Consider the following 16,907-nt stretch of genomic DNA (forward strand, 5'->3'; position numbering starts at 1 on the left):
AGTTTAAATGATACGTAATTTTATTTTTAATAAATAAAAAGTATCATTAATTAATATCAATCACTGCTTGGCTAGGATAGCCATACCGTCGTTCCTAGGACAGTGGGTTTCTAGGACAACAACAGACAAGGAGTCACTAATGACAACCACCACTGCAATGGCTGAAAACGCCTCGCTTGCTATACATCAGGATAAAAAAGTACTCACTGCCACCCTAGTTGGTACTGCGATTGAATGGTATGATTTTTTCATCTATGCACAAGCCGCAAGTCTCATATTTGCTCCCTTGTTTTTCGCTGAAGTCAGCAAATCAAACCCTATGCTAGCCCAAATCATCGCTTTTGCTACCGTTGGTATCTCATTTCTATTTCGCCCATTAGGCGCAATCATATGTGGTCGATTGGGTGACAAATACGGTCGCAAGATGGTATTGGTAACAACCTTGATTTTGATGGGTGCGTCAACAACCTTAATCGGCTTCTTGCCGACTTATGCGCAAATTGGTGTATTAGCGCCCTTGGCTTTGGTATTTTTACGTATTATACAAGGCTTTTCTGCAGGTGGTGAATGGGGCGGTGCGGCATTGTTATCTGTCGAGCATGCACCCCTTAACAAACGCTCACTATTTGGGGCTTACCCACAGATTGGCGTACCCATCGGTATGATTTTAGCGACTGGTGTTCTGCTACTTTTAAATTTGATTTTAGGTAAAGAAGCCTACCTCGAATGGGGTTGGCGCATTCCATTTATATTATCGATTGCATTGATCATCGTGGGCACCTTTATCCGTCGTTCAGTTAAAGAGTCACCAGTGTTTGAAGCCATGCATCGCCGTAAAGCAGAAGCTTCTGCACCATTATCATTGTTATTCAAAAATCACACGCCAACAGTTCTTAAAGCAGCTTTAATCTTTATGGGAGTGAATGCAGGTGGTTATATCCTTATAGCCTTCATGGTGGGTTATGGTCAAAAAGTCTTAGGACTTAGCCCTACTTTGACCATGCTAATCGTAGTTGCGGCTGCTTTCTCTTGGCTAATATCAACCCTTTGGGGAGGTATATTAGGTGATAAGATTGGTCGTCTAAAGATCTTTAAATTAGGCTATATCTTATTGTCTTTATGGTCGATACCAATGTGGTTTTTGATTGATACCAAATCTCCTATTTTGTTCATGCTAGCATTAGTAATTTGGGCTATTCCTCTAGGTTTTACTTATGGTCCATTATCAGCCTTATTTGCTGAAATGTTCCCTGCCAAAGTACGTTTTTCAGGGGTATCCATCAGCTATGCATTAGGTTCCATTATTGGTGGTGCGTTCGCTCCGATGATTGCACAATGGATTATGGCAACTTATCAACAGTCATGGATGATTGGTTTGTATATTACTATCGTCTCATTAATTTCATTATTCACACTTTACACGATTAAAAAAGACCCACAAGGCGTTGATCTATCTCTTTAAATAAATTTAGAGAGATAGTGGAAAATGTCACCATATGAAATGTATAAACGCTTTCCCAGCACACGACAAGAAACCAGTCCTACCTCACCTTTAACGGTTAAACAGCTGGTTAACTGTTGAAATACTGAAGTATCGTAATTGATAAATACCAAACGCAAGCCCTCAACCAGCAGATCTAAGCCTAAAATGAACAAACTGGCTTGAGGGTAAGAGTTTGAATTTAGCTTGCGTTTTAAAGGTTTATTTTTAGTAGTTCAGAGAATGGTCGCCAATAAATTATCTGCAACAGTCTTTACGCTGATATTTCTGTTTGCCATAGCTTTTGAGCTATTTTTCCTTAAACTACAACTGTGACACTTAGTACAATTAATGTCTATTAGTGTTTTTATAACCTCAAATATATTATCTTACTTTGTCTATTACCCTCCTTTATTGCCTCAGCATACTTTCTGACACCTTACCTTAAATCAAGCTATAACTTATTAGATAGCACAGACTGATGCTATGGCACTCAAATATCAGGTCACATTCCCATATGTCATGGATTTATTTTACTGGGATGAGTCAAAAAATCCATACATGCTATTATCTGTATAGCGTAGAAGGCTGAGGCATGAAATCCAGTTTTCTCAGTTGTTATTAAAGTCTGTGCTATGGTCTCATTGATATGAGCAATTAAGTTTTGCGCTGCTGCATTATCAATAGTATTACCATTTTTTTGAGCATAGATCAGCGCATGCAATGTACGAGCCAGAATATAATTGCTTAGGTGATGATGACTCCGCCATCGAGATACTGTAAATCTGATTATAATGAATATACATACTTATCTGTAAATATTAAAAGCTTAAAAAGAGGTTTCCAACGATATACTAAATATAGCCTCGGTAACCTTTTTTAATTCGGCATCTTACTTAGGTCATATTGCCAATATTGGGGTTTGATGATGTAGATAATTAGCTCTGTATTTTAGTTATCACATGAGATATCAAAACTATTAAATAGATGGTATAACTAGCAAGATAGTTGACCTATGCTGAAAAATCTAGAGAATCAAACCAGCTAAACTGGCTAATATTAAGCAAAACAAGGCACAAGCTTTTATTGATCAGGTAGCATCAGTGGCTGGAGATTTTTTGACTGTTATTAGAGACCACAATATCGAGAAAGAATTATTAAATCAGGTCATTCGTGATATAAAAGCCAATATCAATCGGATGGCAAATCAATAGACTTTGGGAAGTTGTTAAATTTGTTGTTAAAAATAAATACCTAACAATCTTATCCCTTAATAGTAAAGGATTACGCTAAGTTAGTCGTTGCGTGGTGGGCGCACCAGTTAAGATATGAGTAGTACCGATTAAACCCTTGTAAGCCATACGCTGCAAGGGTTTTTTATTGCGTGTCTATAATACACCCTAACCTTCCATACCTTAATGATAAAGGTATCGACTAACACTTCTTAGAATACCTTTAAAATATCTGAAATTATCAAGGCGTTGACTAACTCACCACCAAAACAAGCGACCATACAGACGCTATAGTTTTATATTAATGCACAGATAAAAAAATCACCCTAACTGTTCAAGTTAAGGTGATTTTTTATAGTGTTTGCAATATCGATAATAGCTAACTATCTAATCTCTAACCTAAAAAGAAGTACGGCGATAGTTACGATACTCAGGTAACCAAAAGTTCGCTTTTAATCGGCGTTGTAAATTCTCCGATGTGATAGGTAGTGCTAGCTTGTCTTGAGCCGCTTGCAATGCCACTGCATACGCTATTTTTTCACTGATCTCTCTGATAACTTTGATCGGCGGTAAGATGGCACCAGGTGCTTTTTCGTATTCCATTGATATATCTGCAAGAGCTTGGCTTGCTGCCGTTAGCATATTATCGCTGATACCTGTCGCACGTGCTGCTAAAACACCTAGACCAATGCCAGGGAAAATATAGCTGTTATTACACTGAGAAACCTCAAACGACTGACCGTTATAAGTGGTATGAGGAAAAGGACTACCCGTTGCGATAATTGCCTTGCCTTTACTCCAATTAGTCACTTCTTGCGGCGTTGCTTCCACGCGAGACGTTGGGTTTGAAAGCGGTAGTACAATTGGGTGCTCAGTATTAGCACATAGCGATTCGATCACTTCTTGGGTGAACAGACCTTTTTGTCCGCTAACACCAAATAATACGGTAATTTTTGCTTGTTTAACTACTTGCGCTAAGCCGAGTTTCTTACTTTTGTCCCAGCTTGCAATAGCTGATTCTTTTTGTACTAACGGTTCTTGGAATTTTTGCAGTTCTGTCATGCCATCTGTTAGCAGGCCATAACGGTCAACCATGAACACTTGACTACGAGCTTGCTCTTCAGTCAATCCTTCACGCTGCATTTGGCGAATAATATGCTCAGCAATACCGCAACCTGCAGATCCTGCGCCTAAAAATGCGATATTCTGTTGGCTAAGTTTTTGACCTTTGTTTAGACACGCTGCAATCAGAGTACCAACCGATACCGCAGCAGTCCCTTGAATATCATCATTAAAGCAGCATAGCTGATCACGATATTTATTCAATAATGGTGTCGCGTTTTCCTGAGCAAAATCTTCAAATTGCAATAACACTTCTGGCCAACGGCGCTTAACGGCTTGAATAAATAAATCCACAAATTCATTATATTCATCGCCAGAGATGCGCGGATTTCTCCAGCCCATATACATAGGATCATCAAGCAACTGTTGGTTATTGGTGCCGACATCCAGCAAAATAGGTAGACAGTAAGCTGGGCTAATACCACCACAAGCCGTATATAAAGACAACTTACCGATTGGAATACCCATACCACCAATACCCTGATCCCCTAGGCCCAAGATACGTTCACCGTCAGTAACAACGATCACTTTGACATTTTGTTTGGTGGCATTTTGTAGCATATCGTCGATTTTGTGACGCTCAGGATATGAGATAAACAAACCACGTTTACGACGATAAATTTGCGAGAATTTTTCACACGCCTGACCAACGGTTGGGGTATAAATGAGCGGCATGACTTCTTCGATATGCTGCTCAATTAGATGATGAAATAAGGTTTCATTGGTATCTTGGATGTTACGCAAGTAAATATGCTTATCCATCGCATCAGTGAATGAGCTTAGTTGATGATAAGCACGTAATGATTGCTCCTCAATCGTTTCAATATTATGAGGTAATAGCCCCGTTAAATTAAAACTACTACGTTCTTCTGATGAAAAAGCACTACCTTTATTCAATAAAGGTGTCTCTAAAAGAGCGGGTCCAGCAACAGGAATATATAAAGGACGCTTGTTTGACATAATGTAATCTTCTTATTAAAGGCATATGAGTGAAAGCCATACTAAGTGAAAGCTATGCTAGTGCTGCATTATACATAGCATCGACTGGTATTTAACAATAGATAACAAAATCATTTTGAATAAATATGCTTCTAAACTCGAGGCCACTGATACATTTACCGAGAAATAATAAAAAAGCACTACCCATTGGCAGTGCTTCTGAGGGTGTATCGAACAATTTATAATGGACAAACACTGAACTATTTAGCTACTGATAAATAATCAGCCCATGGCCAGTTTTAAATATCAGTTATAGAGTTCAGTTATAAACAACACGAGCAATTGCGTTTGGTTTTCGACATTTTACCAATACCCGGATTAAAGGTATTGGTTGGGTCTAGGCTTTTATAGAAATTTTGCAAATCAGGTTCTGCTTCGTATAGATGCCCTACATTATGCTCAGCAGGATATTTGGCTCCGCGTGCGCTCAGTAGCTCTAGCATCATTTTTTTAACAAGATGTGCATCACTACCCTTCTTCAAAATATAGTCTTGATGAAATACATAACAAAAAAAGTGTCCATAATAGAGTTTCTTTTCCAAATGCTGTTCAATTTCTTTAGGTAACGTTTCGAGCCATTCTAACTCGTTACGTGGTATAGCAATATCCAATGCCAATATATCGCCGACTTCTTTTTCATGTATGACTTCATATCTTAGTGCGGCACCTGCAGCGGCAAAGCGATGTAAAAAGGCGCTTTCTGATTCTTCTTGACTACATTCAAAATAGTTACCCGTATTTGAAGCGTCGAAAAAAACTTTCAGAAAATCCTGTGCTTCTGCTATGCCAGCATCACTCATTTTTAAGATAAGATGATGCTCATATTGGTCGCGGTACTCTAGCATTCGCTTCGGTAAATGCTTTGGGAACATATTGGCAACGAACTGCATAACTTTGTCAGTGAAATGCTTTGGCATCCATGACCATTTATGGAATTTTGCATCCATAGCACCTTTGATAGAAAACAATCTAGGTAAGGCATTGGTACCGAGATGCTTAATACTCAGGAACGTGTCCTTACCATACTTAGCAGATACATCAAATATATCACGATGCATATACTCACCCACTTCAGGGGTATTATCGAAGCTCGATAACATTTGCCTTCTGAGCTGTGCAAGCTCACTCACACTATTAGTGCCTATATAAAAGGTTTTCTCTTTTACAGCCGTTGGATAAGTGTCAAGACGTACTGCAAATACCGCCAGCTTGCCAGCACAGCCGCTTGCTTCATACAGTCTTCGCTTATCCGCATTAAAGCGGCTTGGTGTGCTTGCATCAACATCTTTTACTCTAGCGATGTACTCTTTGTCAGATGCGAGCTTGCCAGTGTCAGGTAGTTCTCTTTTATCGAAATTACCTGTTTGTAAGTTAGTGAGTATTTCTTCTGGAGTATCTCCTAACTCTACGTCTAGGTGATTAACTAATACTAGCTGACCGTGCTTGTCTATTTGGGCAAACAAAGCAAGCTCGGTATAAGCAGGACCTCTTTTCACCAGAGCCCCACCTGAATTGTTAGAAACACCGCCAATAATTGACGCACCCAACGTCGATGAACCGATGACCGAGTGAGGCGCTCTATTTACGGCTTTAAGCTGACTTTGCAATTGGTGCAACGTGGCGCCAGGTAAGCTAATCACTTGCTCGTTATCATTCACCAAATACAACTGATTCATTGCAAGGGTGTTAATCACAACCACTGGTCTATCGTAGTCATTACCGCTCGGGGTTGAGCCTTCAGTCAGCCCTGTTTTTGCTGCTTGCATGATAATAATGCAGTCGCCTTCCACACATATTTCTAGACTACGCCAAATCTCCAGCAGCTTTTGTGGAAACAAAACGGCCAATGCAGCTCCGCCGCCAGAACGCCACCCCATTCTATAGTGCTCGTTTTTCTCTGGATCTGCTTGTACATTGCTAGCACCTAATACGTTCGTCAGCTTGTCTAACACTTGATCAGGGCTAATGATGTCTTGAGAAGGCATATTTGATGAGAAAAGGTTTGATGAATGCATATCAATCTCTTTATCTTGGAGGTTACATGTGCTTTATGGTGCTAAAGGACCTTGAAAACCGAAAATGTAAATGGTAGCCATAACGATTATTCCGCAGAACAATACATAGTATAAAGTAGGTAAAATCGTGCGCCTGAGGGTAGCGCCTTCCATACCAAGCAAACCTACAGTTGCTGAGGCAGCCACCACATTATGTATCGCAATCATATTACCAGCTGCTGCACCAACGGCTTGTGCTGCTATGATTATAGAAGGTGAAATACGCAAGCTAATTGCAGCTTCATACTGAAATTGGCTAAACATCATATTAGAGACAGTATTAGAACCTGCGATGAAGGCCCCAAGTGCTCCAATCGTTGCACTGATTAAGGGGAAAACATTACCAAAAGCACCTGCAAATAATTCTGCACTCGCAACTGGCATACTTGCCACATCTGATAGATTGACGCCTGAATTGATAAAAATCCTGACCATTGGGATCGTAAATATAAGAACAAAACCAGCACTCAATACCGTCTTGCTTGACTCTTTGAACGCACTATTTAGTGCACTACCTGGCTTTTTGGTTTGGAAAAAAGCGGCAACCAAAGCACTGATTAACAATAACCCACCAGGTAAGTATAAAGGACTAAAATCAGCGCTAATATCCGTCTCGCCCAATACTGATGTAAAGTCTAACGTCACACTAGTAAGAAAAGCTTTGAAGCCCGCAAACACTCTTGAAAAAACCAATAACAGCGCAACCAGCAAGTAAGGGAACCATGCCATGAAAATAGACATTTTCTTACCATCTACATTCGGCGTCAAATCTTCCTTACTAACTACTAATTTACCAAGCCATTCACTTGGCCAGTTTTTTTGCGGCTCAAAATCCCATGTAGTTTTTGGCACTAAAAATCCACGTTTTGCCGCATTAACAACGATGGCGACACTAACCAAACCACCGACCAGTGACGGAAACTCTGGTCCTAAAAAGATACCAGTCAAAGTATAAGGAAGCGTAAATGCCAAACCTGCAAAAATAGCAAATGGCCAAATCGCAAAACCTTCCTTCCAGCTTTTGTTTTTACCAAAAAATCGAGTCAGCATCATTACCATAAAGAGTGGCATAAACGTACCAATGACCCCGTGCATAATGGCGACTTGGCTGGTAATTAGTTGTAAAAAATCGCCCCACTCTAGTCCTTGTTGTGCCAATTGGGGGCTAATGGCTACTGTATCTAATCCCTTGTTTACTCCAATAACGATAGGCGTACCGACTGCACCAAATGACACAGGCGTACTTTGTATCATCATTCCCATTAACACGGCACCTAGCGCTGGAAATCCTATCGCGACGAGTAAAGGCGCGGCAATAGCGGCCGCTGTACCAAAGCCAGCCGCTCCCTCAAGAAAGCAGCCAAAGCACCAAGCAATAATAATGGCTTGCACCCGCCTATCTGGCGATACATTGGTAAACCCAGCACGGATAACGGCAATGGCACCCGTATGCTTTAACGTATTCAATAAAAAAATAGCACCAAATACGATCCACAATACTGAGACGGTAATGACCATTCCCTGAATAATAGATGAAGACACGCGATTAAGCGTCATATCCCATACAAAGAGGGCAAGCGCGGCAGTAACCGCCAGAACGATTGGCATGGTTCTTTTGGCTGACCATTGCAAGCCTATCAAAAAAATACCACAGAGAACGATTGGCAGTAATGCCAACAGTCCATATATTGTTTGATTCAAAATCATAGTCCTTTTTTTATCGTGTAATCTTCCTTGAACCACTTCATTTAAGCATTTGTTTTTATAACTTCACGCTGTCGGTCAGACGAAGCCGAAGACAATCTCTGTCAGTGACATGATTAATAGAATGGTTAAATAAACAAATGCTCAAAATTCCCTAAAATATTCTACGCCTTGTCAATACATTGATATATTGCATCAAAGGACAATGTTATTTTCTTTTTTTGCTATAATCTAAAACGTATTACACCAATTGGGGAACAAGTATGGGCAAAGCTGACGATATGATTTTATTCGTCCAAGTGGTTGATGAAGGGTCATTTTCTCGGGTCGCTGAAAAGCTGTCATTAACGAATTCAGTGGTAAGTAAACGCATTGCAAGATTAGAAGAAAGCTTAAATGCACAGCTACTGTATAGGACAACCAGAAAGTTAAGCTTAACCGATGCAGGAAGGACGCTTTATGACAAAGCTAAAATCGCTAAATTTGCCTTTCAGGAAGCTGAAAATGCCGTTACAGGCTATGGTGAGGACATGAAAGGCAACATACGTATAACCATGCCAGCGGTCTCTGCAAATCTAATATTGAGCGAATCCATTGCCGAATTCTGTAAACAACACCCAGAAATATCAGTAGATTTACAGATTACCAATCGATTGGTTGATTTGATAGAAGAAGGATTTGATCTGGCGATAAGGACAGCAGAGCTTGAAGACTCATCACTCATTGCAAGACGTCTTATAGATAGCCAGTGGGTCATATGTGCGACACCAGACTATTTAGAGCGACACGGTATACCTCAAACCCCTGAACAATTACGGAGTCATGAGTGTTTGGTCTATAAGTTTGATCATACGGCGAATGGTATATGGCCGCTATATATAGATGGCACGGAGCAACTGCTTCCTGTACAGGGTCGGTTTCATAGCAATCATCTTAATGCGATTAAACAAGCGACCCTTAGCGATTTAGGTATCGCCTTTTTACCACAAGCACTTGTTTATGAAGAAATGCGGCAAAATACGCTCACTCAGATTTTGCAGCGCTTTACACGAAAAAAAATGGGTATGTATGCGGTTTATCCCAAGGCGCGGCAACCGGACCAAAAGTTGAAACTGCTTGTATCGCATTTGCGAGAATCATTACATCAAAAACAGGCTTACTACTGCTAATAACCTTTAGACAGATCAATAGGCTTGTCCACTCTAGCTGCTTCTCCGCTAATGCAATCCTGACGCGCATAGCACAGTGGGAAAATGGCGCATGATACCAGTGTAAACCTTAAAATTCAGTAACGGATTCATACGTAAGAATGATAATAGGGATAATAGCCTTCCTTACATATCGAATGCGTTAAATGCGATTTTCATCGTACATCACTGCTTACGTCCTCCTTTACAACCTCGTCGACAATATTTTGACATCAACAGTCATTAAAAATGCCATTATGATATTAAATTAGCCTTCAGTCATTATAAAATCATTAGGTATGAAGCTAGCAATACAGTCAGCAAGTTATTGAATTATTTGATAATATAATAAGTCAAGTAGTATAAACTTATCTGATACTTGCATCGCGATATTTTTAGGTTCTCTTAAATGTTTTTATAAAAATGCAGGTTGAATAATAAGGTAAAACCATCTAATAATAGATCTATAGGTTCTAGACATTTATCTAGCAACTTATATCCACTACTATTAGGAAATAAATACAATGACGTATAAAAATGTAACTGTCGCGGGAAGCGGCATCCTAGGCTATCAAATTGCTTTTCAGGCCGCATTTCATGGTTTTAATGTCAGTGTCTATGACATCAATGATGAGGTTTTAGAAAAAGCAAAGTCAAAATTTCAATTGATGTGCAAGGCTTTTCGAAAGGATTTGAGGGCAACTCAAGAGCAGTTGGATAAGGCTTTTGACAATCTCAGCTACACTTCAGACTTAGCAGAAGCGGTCAAAGATGCTGACCTAATGATTGAAGCCATTCCCGAGATTCCTGAAATTAAAATCGAATTTTATGAAAAACTTGCCAAACTAGCGCCAGAGAAAACCATCTTTGCGACCAATACCTCTACCTTACTTCCTAGTCAGTTTGCAGAATCAACGGGACGACCTGCGCAGTTTTTAGCGCTACACTTTGCCAATAAAATTTGGATGCATAATGTCGCCGAAATCATGGGGCATCCTGGGACAGATCCTAACGTATTTGATGAGGTTGTTGCTTTTGCTACTGCCATCGGTATGGTGGCAATGCCGCTGGATAAGGAGCAACCCGGCTATATTATGAACAGTTTGTTGGCGCCTTTTATAGATGCAGCTTTGCAATTGGTTGCAAAAGAGGTCGCCGATCCACATACGATAGATAAAACGTGGATGATAGTAACTGGCGCACCGTCAGGTCCCTTTGCCATATTGGATACTATCGGTATCAATACTGCCTACAACATCACGAAGCTATCTGCTGAAAAAACTCAAAACCCTGTAAGGTTTAAGGCTGCTCAATATTTAAAAGAGCAATTAATCGATCAAAACAAACTAGGATTCGCGACTGGTGAAGGATTTTATACGTATCCAAACCCAGCCTTTATGCGCCCTGAGTTTTTAAAATAATAAATAGCTTTCAAACTGGCTCCAAAACACAAAAGGCCATTCAAGCTGTATATTGCATCGCTTGAATGGCCTTGTCAGTCGCGCATTTTATCTAACTAAATATCTTGATATTAGGGTTTACTTTCGGCGATGACTATCCAAACCTATCTACGTTATGTTTGTTCACTAAAAAGAAAAGTCATATCGCGTCAATGCAACGATCTCAATTGGCACTGCATACTTCCAAGGCATACCGCCCGTACAATAGAACTGGCCATCTTCAAAAGCCACAATGTGAGATGTGAAGTCATTACATACCTGATCTTCTATAGCGTTCTCATCACTCTCGTCACTCACAGCACACCATATACTTTGATAACCTTCCTCAAGCATTGAACGAGTTAATTCGCTTCCAACAGTTACTGTATCCATGTTGTTACTCCTATTCAATGACAATGATTAGTAAGCTAAACAAGTGGCTTCATAACAACAATTACTTGAGCATCTTCGAACCTGTTATATCTATCGTTGAAAAATATTGGTGACTAGACAGATGAGCTTATAAATAGATAGTACAGATGTATTGTCAACTAGAACAAGAAGTTGTAGATAGGTGGTAGATTTTCATGCATAGGCTTTAAAACTAATCTGCATGCAGAGTATAACAGTCATTATATTGATAGTGAGTTATAGCCCCACATCATCATGAGTAAGTGCCACTCTCTTTACTGAGACAGCATATTCCCATAGCTCACCTTTATCACAAACGAACTGATCTTTATTAAAGGCTACAATAGGGACCAATAATTCATAGTAACCATTATCTATGGTTGCGATAGCATAATCATCGCTAACGTTGCTGACAGCACACCATACATAGTTGCTGACATTTCCCAAGATGGCTTTGGTTAATTCACTGCCTTGTAATTCAGCAATCATCTTCAGGCTCCAATATCTATCAAGTTAAACTATTACTTTATAGATAAATTCGGTTTTTGCAATATATCTGTATAACCCATAAGTTCTCGAAATACGCTTACCTCACTTCAAGCAGATTTTTTATAGTTAGAATTTATGCTCAAACTATTCAAAGATATTTTTAATCTTATGCTCGATATACTGTCTTTTCGGTACGATAAACAGGCTTTCATTGGTGCTATAAAAGACTGCTTAATCGATGCTCGTTAACGCTTTACTAACATCTAAGAAATTGACAGCAGGGGTCAGCTTATACTACCATTGATAATTACTTTCATTCATCTTACTGATGTACCAATAATATTCATTCAGGAGCAATCCCATGCAGTGGACTAAACCAGCTTTTCAAGACATCCGTATTGGTTTCGAAATCACGATGTATTTCGAAGCCCGTTAAAATTTACGAGCACTAAACCCATTAAAAGCCCTAGATGACTAGGGCTTTTATTTTTTTGGAAATATTGATTTATGTATATTCACGTTTTAGGCTCAGCTGCTGGTGGTGGTTTTCCGCAGTGGAATTGCAATTGCGCTAACTGCCATGGTGTGCGTCAAGGCACGATTCAGGCAAAGACCCGTACCCAATCCTCAATCGCCATATCAGAAAATGGTATAGATTGGATCTTATTCAATGCGTCCCCTGATATTCGCCAACAGTTATTTGAATTTAAGGCAGCTCAGCCCGCACGTAACTTAAGAGACACAGGTATCACAGATGTGGTGTTGATGGACAGTCAACTTGACCATACGACCGGCCTGTTGACCCTACGTGAAGGCTGTCCAATGCCTGTTTGGTGTACGGACATGGTGCATCAAGACCTCAGCACAGGTTTTCCACTGTTTAATATGTTAAAGCACTGGAATGGGGGTCTACAATATAATCAAATCGATCCAAAACAGAGCTTTCAAATTGACGGCTACAGCAATTTAGAGCTGACGCCTTTGGTGATTAGAAGCTCTGCACCGCCCTACTCTCCGCATCGTAATGACCCACATGATGGCGACAATATTGCCCTGATTGTAAAAGACTTAAAAACACAAAAACAACTCTTTTATGCGCCAGGTCTCGGTAAAATTGATGATCAAGTGATGCAGATTATGAAAAGCTCTGATTGCGTGATGATTGACGGTACGCTATGGACGGACAATGAAATGCAAGAGTGCGGCGTCGGTACGAAGACCGGCCAAGACATGGGACATTTGCATATCAGTGGTGAAGATGGCTCATTGCATTATCTAGACCAGTTAGATAACGCTCGTAAGGTGCTAATCCATATCAATAATACCAACCCGATATTGAATGAACAGTCTGAACAGGCTGCGACATTAAAACAACATAGTGTTGAAGTAGCATTTGATGGTATGCAGATTGAGCTTTAAGACAAACGGTAAGGCAAGATAGCAATCGTAAGGTGAGAACAATGCAAGAAGAAAACACAGCGCTAAGCCCAGAAGCGTTTGAACAAGCGATTATGGCTAAGGGTCAGTATTATCATATTTATCATCCCTTTCATATCATGATGCATGAAGGCAAAGCGACCCAGCAGCAAATCCAAGCGTGGGTCGCCAACCGATTTTATTATCAGATCAACATCCCATTGAAAGACGCAGCCATTATGGCAAACTGTCCTGATCAGCGCGTACGTCAAGAATGGATCCAGCGTATGATTGATCAAGATGGCGTATATCCTGACGGCGGTGGTCGTGAAGCATGGTTGGGTCTGGCAGAGGCAGTTGGTTTGACCCGTGAGCAAGTGATTTCTGAAGATCTAGTGCTACCGGGTGTGCGTTTTGCCGTGGATGCCTATGTGAACTTTGCGCGGCGCACCTCATGGCGAGAAGCCGCCAGTAGCTCACTGACCGAGCTGTTTGCCCCGCAGATTCACCAGTCACGTTTAGAGTCTTGGCCCAAGCACTACCCTTGGATAAAGGAGCAAGGCTATACCTATTTCCGCTCACGCTTGAGTCAAGCGCGCCGCGATGTTGAGCATGGTCTGACCATCACACTCGACTCATTCAAAACCGCCGAGCAACAAGAGCGTATGCTTGAGATCCTACAGTTTAAGCTCGATATCTTATGGACGATCTTGGATGCATTGAGCTTGGCCTATGTGCATAATCAAGCCCCTTATCAAAGCGTTACCACTGACAATGTTTGGCATAAAGGATTATTCAAATGAGTATACCTGCTAGCTTACCTGAGCTGGATCAATCCATCGTACCGGTATGGCGTCACGGTTATCGTTTTCAGTTTGAGCCTGCGCAAAACGCCTATGTCCTACTTTACCCTGAAGGCATGATTAAGCTCAATGACAGTGCCAGCATCATTGGGCAACATATTGATGGTCAAGCGTCCATTGCTGATATTATCCAAAAGGTACAAGCTATGTTTGGCGATATTCCCGAAATCGAACAAGACATCATTGAATATATGCTGGTCGCCCAGCGTGAACATTGGATTGATTTAGTATGACTGCGCCAGTCGGGCTACCGCTATGGCTGCTTGCTGAGCTGACCTATCGCTGCCCCTTACAATGCCCTTATTGCTCAAACCCTATCGATTACGCTCAGTATAAAGAGGAGCTAACGACAGAGGAATGGTTTGATGTGTTTGATCAGGCGCGGCAAATGGGCGCGGTGCAGCTTGGTTTTTCTGGCGGCGAGCCACTGGTTCGTCAAGACTTAGAAGAATTGGTCGCTTATGCGCACAATCAAGGTTTTTATACTAACTTGATCACGTCGGGTATGGGATTGACCGAAGCTCGGATTGCGCATTTAAAAGAAGCAGGTCTTCAGCACATTCAAATCAGCTTTCAAGCCAGTGATCCAACGGTCAATAATGCCTTGGCAGGTTCAAAACATGCCTTTGAGCAAAAGTATGAGATGTCACGTCTGGTCAAACAGTACGATTACCCGATGGTGCTTAACTTTGTGATTCATCGGCAAAACATCGATCAGATTGGCCAGATTATTGATCTCTGCTTAGAGCTGGAAGCCGACACGGTTGAGTTGGCTATTTGTCAGTTTTATGGTTGGGCGTTTGAGAACATAGAGGGTTTGCTACCAACCAAAGCGCAAGTGGTCCGAGCTGAACGCATTACCAATGAATACCGTAAGCAGATTGAAGAACGTGGTATCAAATGCAAACTTATTTTTGTGGTGCCTGATTATTATGAAGAACGTCCAAAGCCCTGTATGGATGGCTGGGGCAAGATTTTCTTAACAGTGGCACCAGACGGTACAGCCCTACCTTGCCATGCTGCCAGACAAATGCCAATACAGTTTCCTAATGTACGACATACACCACTGTCGGATATATGGTATGAGTCTGCGAGCTTCAATCAGTTTCGCGGTGATGACTGGATGCCCGATATATGCCAAAGCTGCCCAGATAAAGAACGCGATTATGGCGGCTGCCGTTGCCAAGCGTTTATGCTAACTGGGGATGCCAAAAACGCCGATCCTGTCTGTGGTAAATCGCCTTATCACTACCTGATTGAGGAGGCGCGTATCAACAGCGAGACGCCTGTACCTTTTGAAGAGTTGCGCTTTCGCAATCCAAAGAATTCTAAATCACTGAGTAACAAACAGCTGAATAAAGACAAATTGATTCCTACTCGTATGGTAACAGGTGAAATATGAATGCTAATACTAAGCCTGTGATATTTGATGGACATAACGATCTGTTGACCCGCCTTTGGCTAAGTTCAGCTGCCGATCCGGTACATGACTTTATTTATGGCACGCTACCAGGGCATTTGGACTTACAACGTTGCAAAGACGCGAACTGGATGGGCGGATTATTTTCTATATTTTTACCGCCCTATGCTTATGTGAAAAACAACCATCCTGACAAATTAGCCAACCCATCACATTCAGATTTTACTCCGCAAGAAATCGTCGATATCTGTTGTGAACAATTGAAACTAGCCCAGCAACTACAGGCAAGATCTGATGGTCAAATCCAGATTTGCACCTCGTTAGAACAAATTCAGGCCTGTCAGCAGAATAAGCAACTGGGCATCGTTTTGCATTTGGAAGGTGCTGAGTTTTTAGCCATACAGCCTGACCTGCTGGATGTGTTTTATGAGGCAGGACTCAGAAGCATTGGCCCACTATGGAATAGAAAGAGCCTCTTCGGTGATGGCTTAAATGCGTCTTTTCCGCATTCTCCCGATACAGGATCTGGGCTCACGACTCAAGGTAAAGACCTCATTCTTAAGTGCAGTGAAAAGCATATGCTGATCGATGTGTCGCATATGAATGAGCGTGCTTTTTGGGATACGCTAGAGATTGCCTGCCAGCCGATTGTTGCGACACATTCAAATGCACATACTCTCTGTCAGCAAGCACGGAACTTGACCGATCAACAGCTGGCTGCTATTAAACAAAGCGATGGTATGGTTGGGGTGAATTTCGATGTGGCGTTTCTTCGTGCAGATGGGCAACGTAATACGCAAACATCACTCGATGTGATTGTCGACCATCTTGATTATCTGATCGACCATCTAGGCGAAGATCACGTTGGGTTTGGCTCTGATTTCGATGGTTGCCTACTACCTGATGAGTTATCTGATATCAGTCAAATCTCTATGTTGATTGAGCGAATGCAGCAACGGCACTTCTCTGATCAACTGATTGAAAAGATAACGTCAAAAAACTGGTTTACGGTGCTTGATAAGGTATGGCAATAATTATAATAGCCATCCAGCAATTACTGTCTAGTGACTGTTGTTTTGCTCGTCTGATTA

Annotated in this window: 14 protein-coding genes; 9 read left to right on the forward strand and 5 right to left on the reverse strand. The window is 41.2% G+C overall.

Annotated elements, in window-relative coordinates; all coding sequences use genetic code 11:
• Positions 1-139: 139 nt before the first annotated feature.
• On the forward strand, positions 140-1,462 hold the full coding sequence (locus JMX07_RS04645; RefSeq protein ID WP_201606634.1) for an MFS transporter: 1,323 nt from the start codon (positions 140-142) through the stop codon (positions 1,460-1,462).
• A 1,649-nt stretch (positions 1,463-3,111) separates the two neighbouring features.
• Here JMX07_RS04645 and JMX07_RS04650 read toward each other — a convergent pair.
• The 3 genes from JMX07_RS04650 to JMX07_RS04660 all read right to left on the reverse strand — a co-directional run bounded on the left by JMX07_RS04650 (position 3,112) and on the right by JMX07_RS04660 (position 8,588).
• Positions 3,112-4,794, reverse strand: coding sequence for an NAD-dependent malic enzyme (locus tag JMX07_RS04650; protein WP_160022925.1), 1,683 nt, complete (start codon positions 4,792-4,794; stop codon positions 3,112-3,114).
• 302 nt (positions 4,795-5,096) lie between these two features.
• Complete coding sequence (gene dld, locus JMX07_RS04655; protein WP_101205848.1) at positions 5,097-6,848, reverse strand: D-lactate dehydrogenase; 1,752 nt, start codon at positions 6,846-6,848, stop codon at positions 5,097-5,099.
• 33 nt (positions 6,849-6,881) lie between these two features.
• The gene (locus tag JMX07_RS04660) at positions 6,882-8,588 is read right to left on the reverse strand and encodes an L-lactate permease (RefSeq protein ID WP_227684625.1); all 1,707 of its coding nucleotides are present in this window, start codon (positions 8,586-8,588) and stop codon (positions 6,882-6,884) included.
• A gap of 266 nt (positions 8,589-8,854) precedes the next feature.
• Here JMX07_RS04660 and JMX07_RS04665 point away from each other — a divergent pair, with 266 nt between their 5' ends.
• Both JMX07_RS04665 and JMX07_RS04670 read left to right on the forward strand, forming a co-directional pair.
• Entirely contained in the window at positions 8,855-9,760 is a 906-nt protein-coding gene (locus JMX07_RS04665) for a LysR family transcriptional regulator (RefSeq protein WP_101205847.1), read from the forward strand.
• A gap of 542 nt (positions 9,761-10,302) precedes the next feature.
• A complete protein-coding gene (locus JMX07_RS04670; protein WP_101205846.1) occupies positions 10,303-11,199 on the forward strand; it encodes a 3-hydroxyacyl-CoA dehydrogenase in 897 nt (298 codons plus the stop codon).
• Positions 11,200-11,364: 165 nt separating this feature from the next.
• Here the strand turns inward: JMX07_RS04670 and JMX07_RS04675 are convergent, their stop codons facing one another.
• Both JMX07_RS04675 and JMX07_RS04680 read right to left on the reverse strand, forming a co-directional pair.
• Positions 11,365-11,610 (reverse strand): hypothetical protein, encoded by a 246-nt coding sequence (locus tag JMX07_RS04675; RefSeq protein WP_201606636.1) that lies wholly within the window; start codon positions 11,608-11,610, stop codon positions 11,365-11,367.
• Positions 11,611-11,865: 255 nt separating this feature from the next.
• The gene (locus tag JMX07_RS04680; RefSeq protein WP_201606637.1) at positions 11,866-12,117 is read right to left on the reverse strand and encodes a hypothetical protein; all 252 of its coding nucleotides are present in this window, start codon (positions 12,115-12,117) and stop codon (positions 11,866-11,868) included.
• Positions 12,118-12,478: 361 nt separating this feature from the next.
• On the opposite strand from JMX07_RS04680, the gene pqqA reads away from it, so the two are divergent.
• The 6 genes from pqqA to JMX07_RS04710 all read left to right on the forward strand — a co-directional run bounded on the left by pqqA (position 12,479) and on the right by JMX07_RS04710 (position 16,850).
• Positions 12,479-12,553, forward strand: coding sequence for a pyrroloquinoline quinone precursor peptide PqqA (gene pqqA, locus JMX07_RS04685; protein WP_075107140.1), 75 nt, complete (start codon positions 12,479-12,481; stop codon positions 12,551-12,553).
• 71 nt (positions 12,554-12,624) lie between these two features.
• Positions 12,625-13,536, forward strand: coding sequence for a pyrroloquinoline quinone biosynthesis protein PqqB (gene pqqB / locus JMX07_RS04690; RefSeq protein ID WP_101205843.1), 912 nt, complete (start codon positions 12,625-12,627; stop codon positions 13,534-13,536).
• Positions 13,537-13,577: 41 nt separating this feature from the next.
• The gene (gene pqqC / locus JMX07_RS04695) at positions 13,578-14,336 is read left to right on the forward strand and encodes a pyrroloquinoline-quinone synthase PqqC (protein ID WP_101205842.1); all 759 of its coding nucleotides are present in this window, start codon (positions 13,578-13,580) and stop codon (positions 14,334-14,336) included.
• Positions 14,333-14,629: a pyrroloquinoline quinone biosynthesis peptide chaperone PqqD gene (gene pqqD, locus JMX07_RS04700; RefSeq protein WP_057760106.1), complete on the forward strand. Its 297-nt coding sequence runs from the start codon at positions 14,333-14,335 to the stop codon at positions 14,627-14,629. Before pqqC ends, pqqD begins: the two co-directional genes overlap by 4 nt.
• Positions 14,626-15,798, forward strand: coding sequence for a pyrroloquinoline quinone biosynthesis protein PqqE (gene pqqE, locus JMX07_RS04705; protein ID WP_201606638.1), 1,173 nt, complete (start codon positions 14,626-14,628; stop codon positions 15,796-15,798). The genes pqqD and pqqE overlap by 4 nt, the downstream gene beginning before the upstream one ends.
• The gene (locus tag JMX07_RS04710; protein WP_201606639.1) at positions 15,795-16,850 is read left to right on the forward strand and encodes a dipeptidase; all 1,056 of its coding nucleotides are present in this window, start codon (positions 15,795-15,797) and stop codon (positions 16,848-16,850) included. Before pqqE ends, JMX07_RS04710 begins: the two co-directional genes overlap by 4 nt.
• Positions 16,851-16,907 lie beyond the last annotated feature (57 nt).

The sequence above is a fragment of the Psychrobacter immobilis genome, from assembly GCF_904846235.1.
Taxonomy (GTDB): domain Bacteria; phylum Pseudomonadota; class Gammaproteobacteria; order Pseudomonadales; family Moraxellaceae; genus Psychrobacter; species Psychrobacter immobilis_C.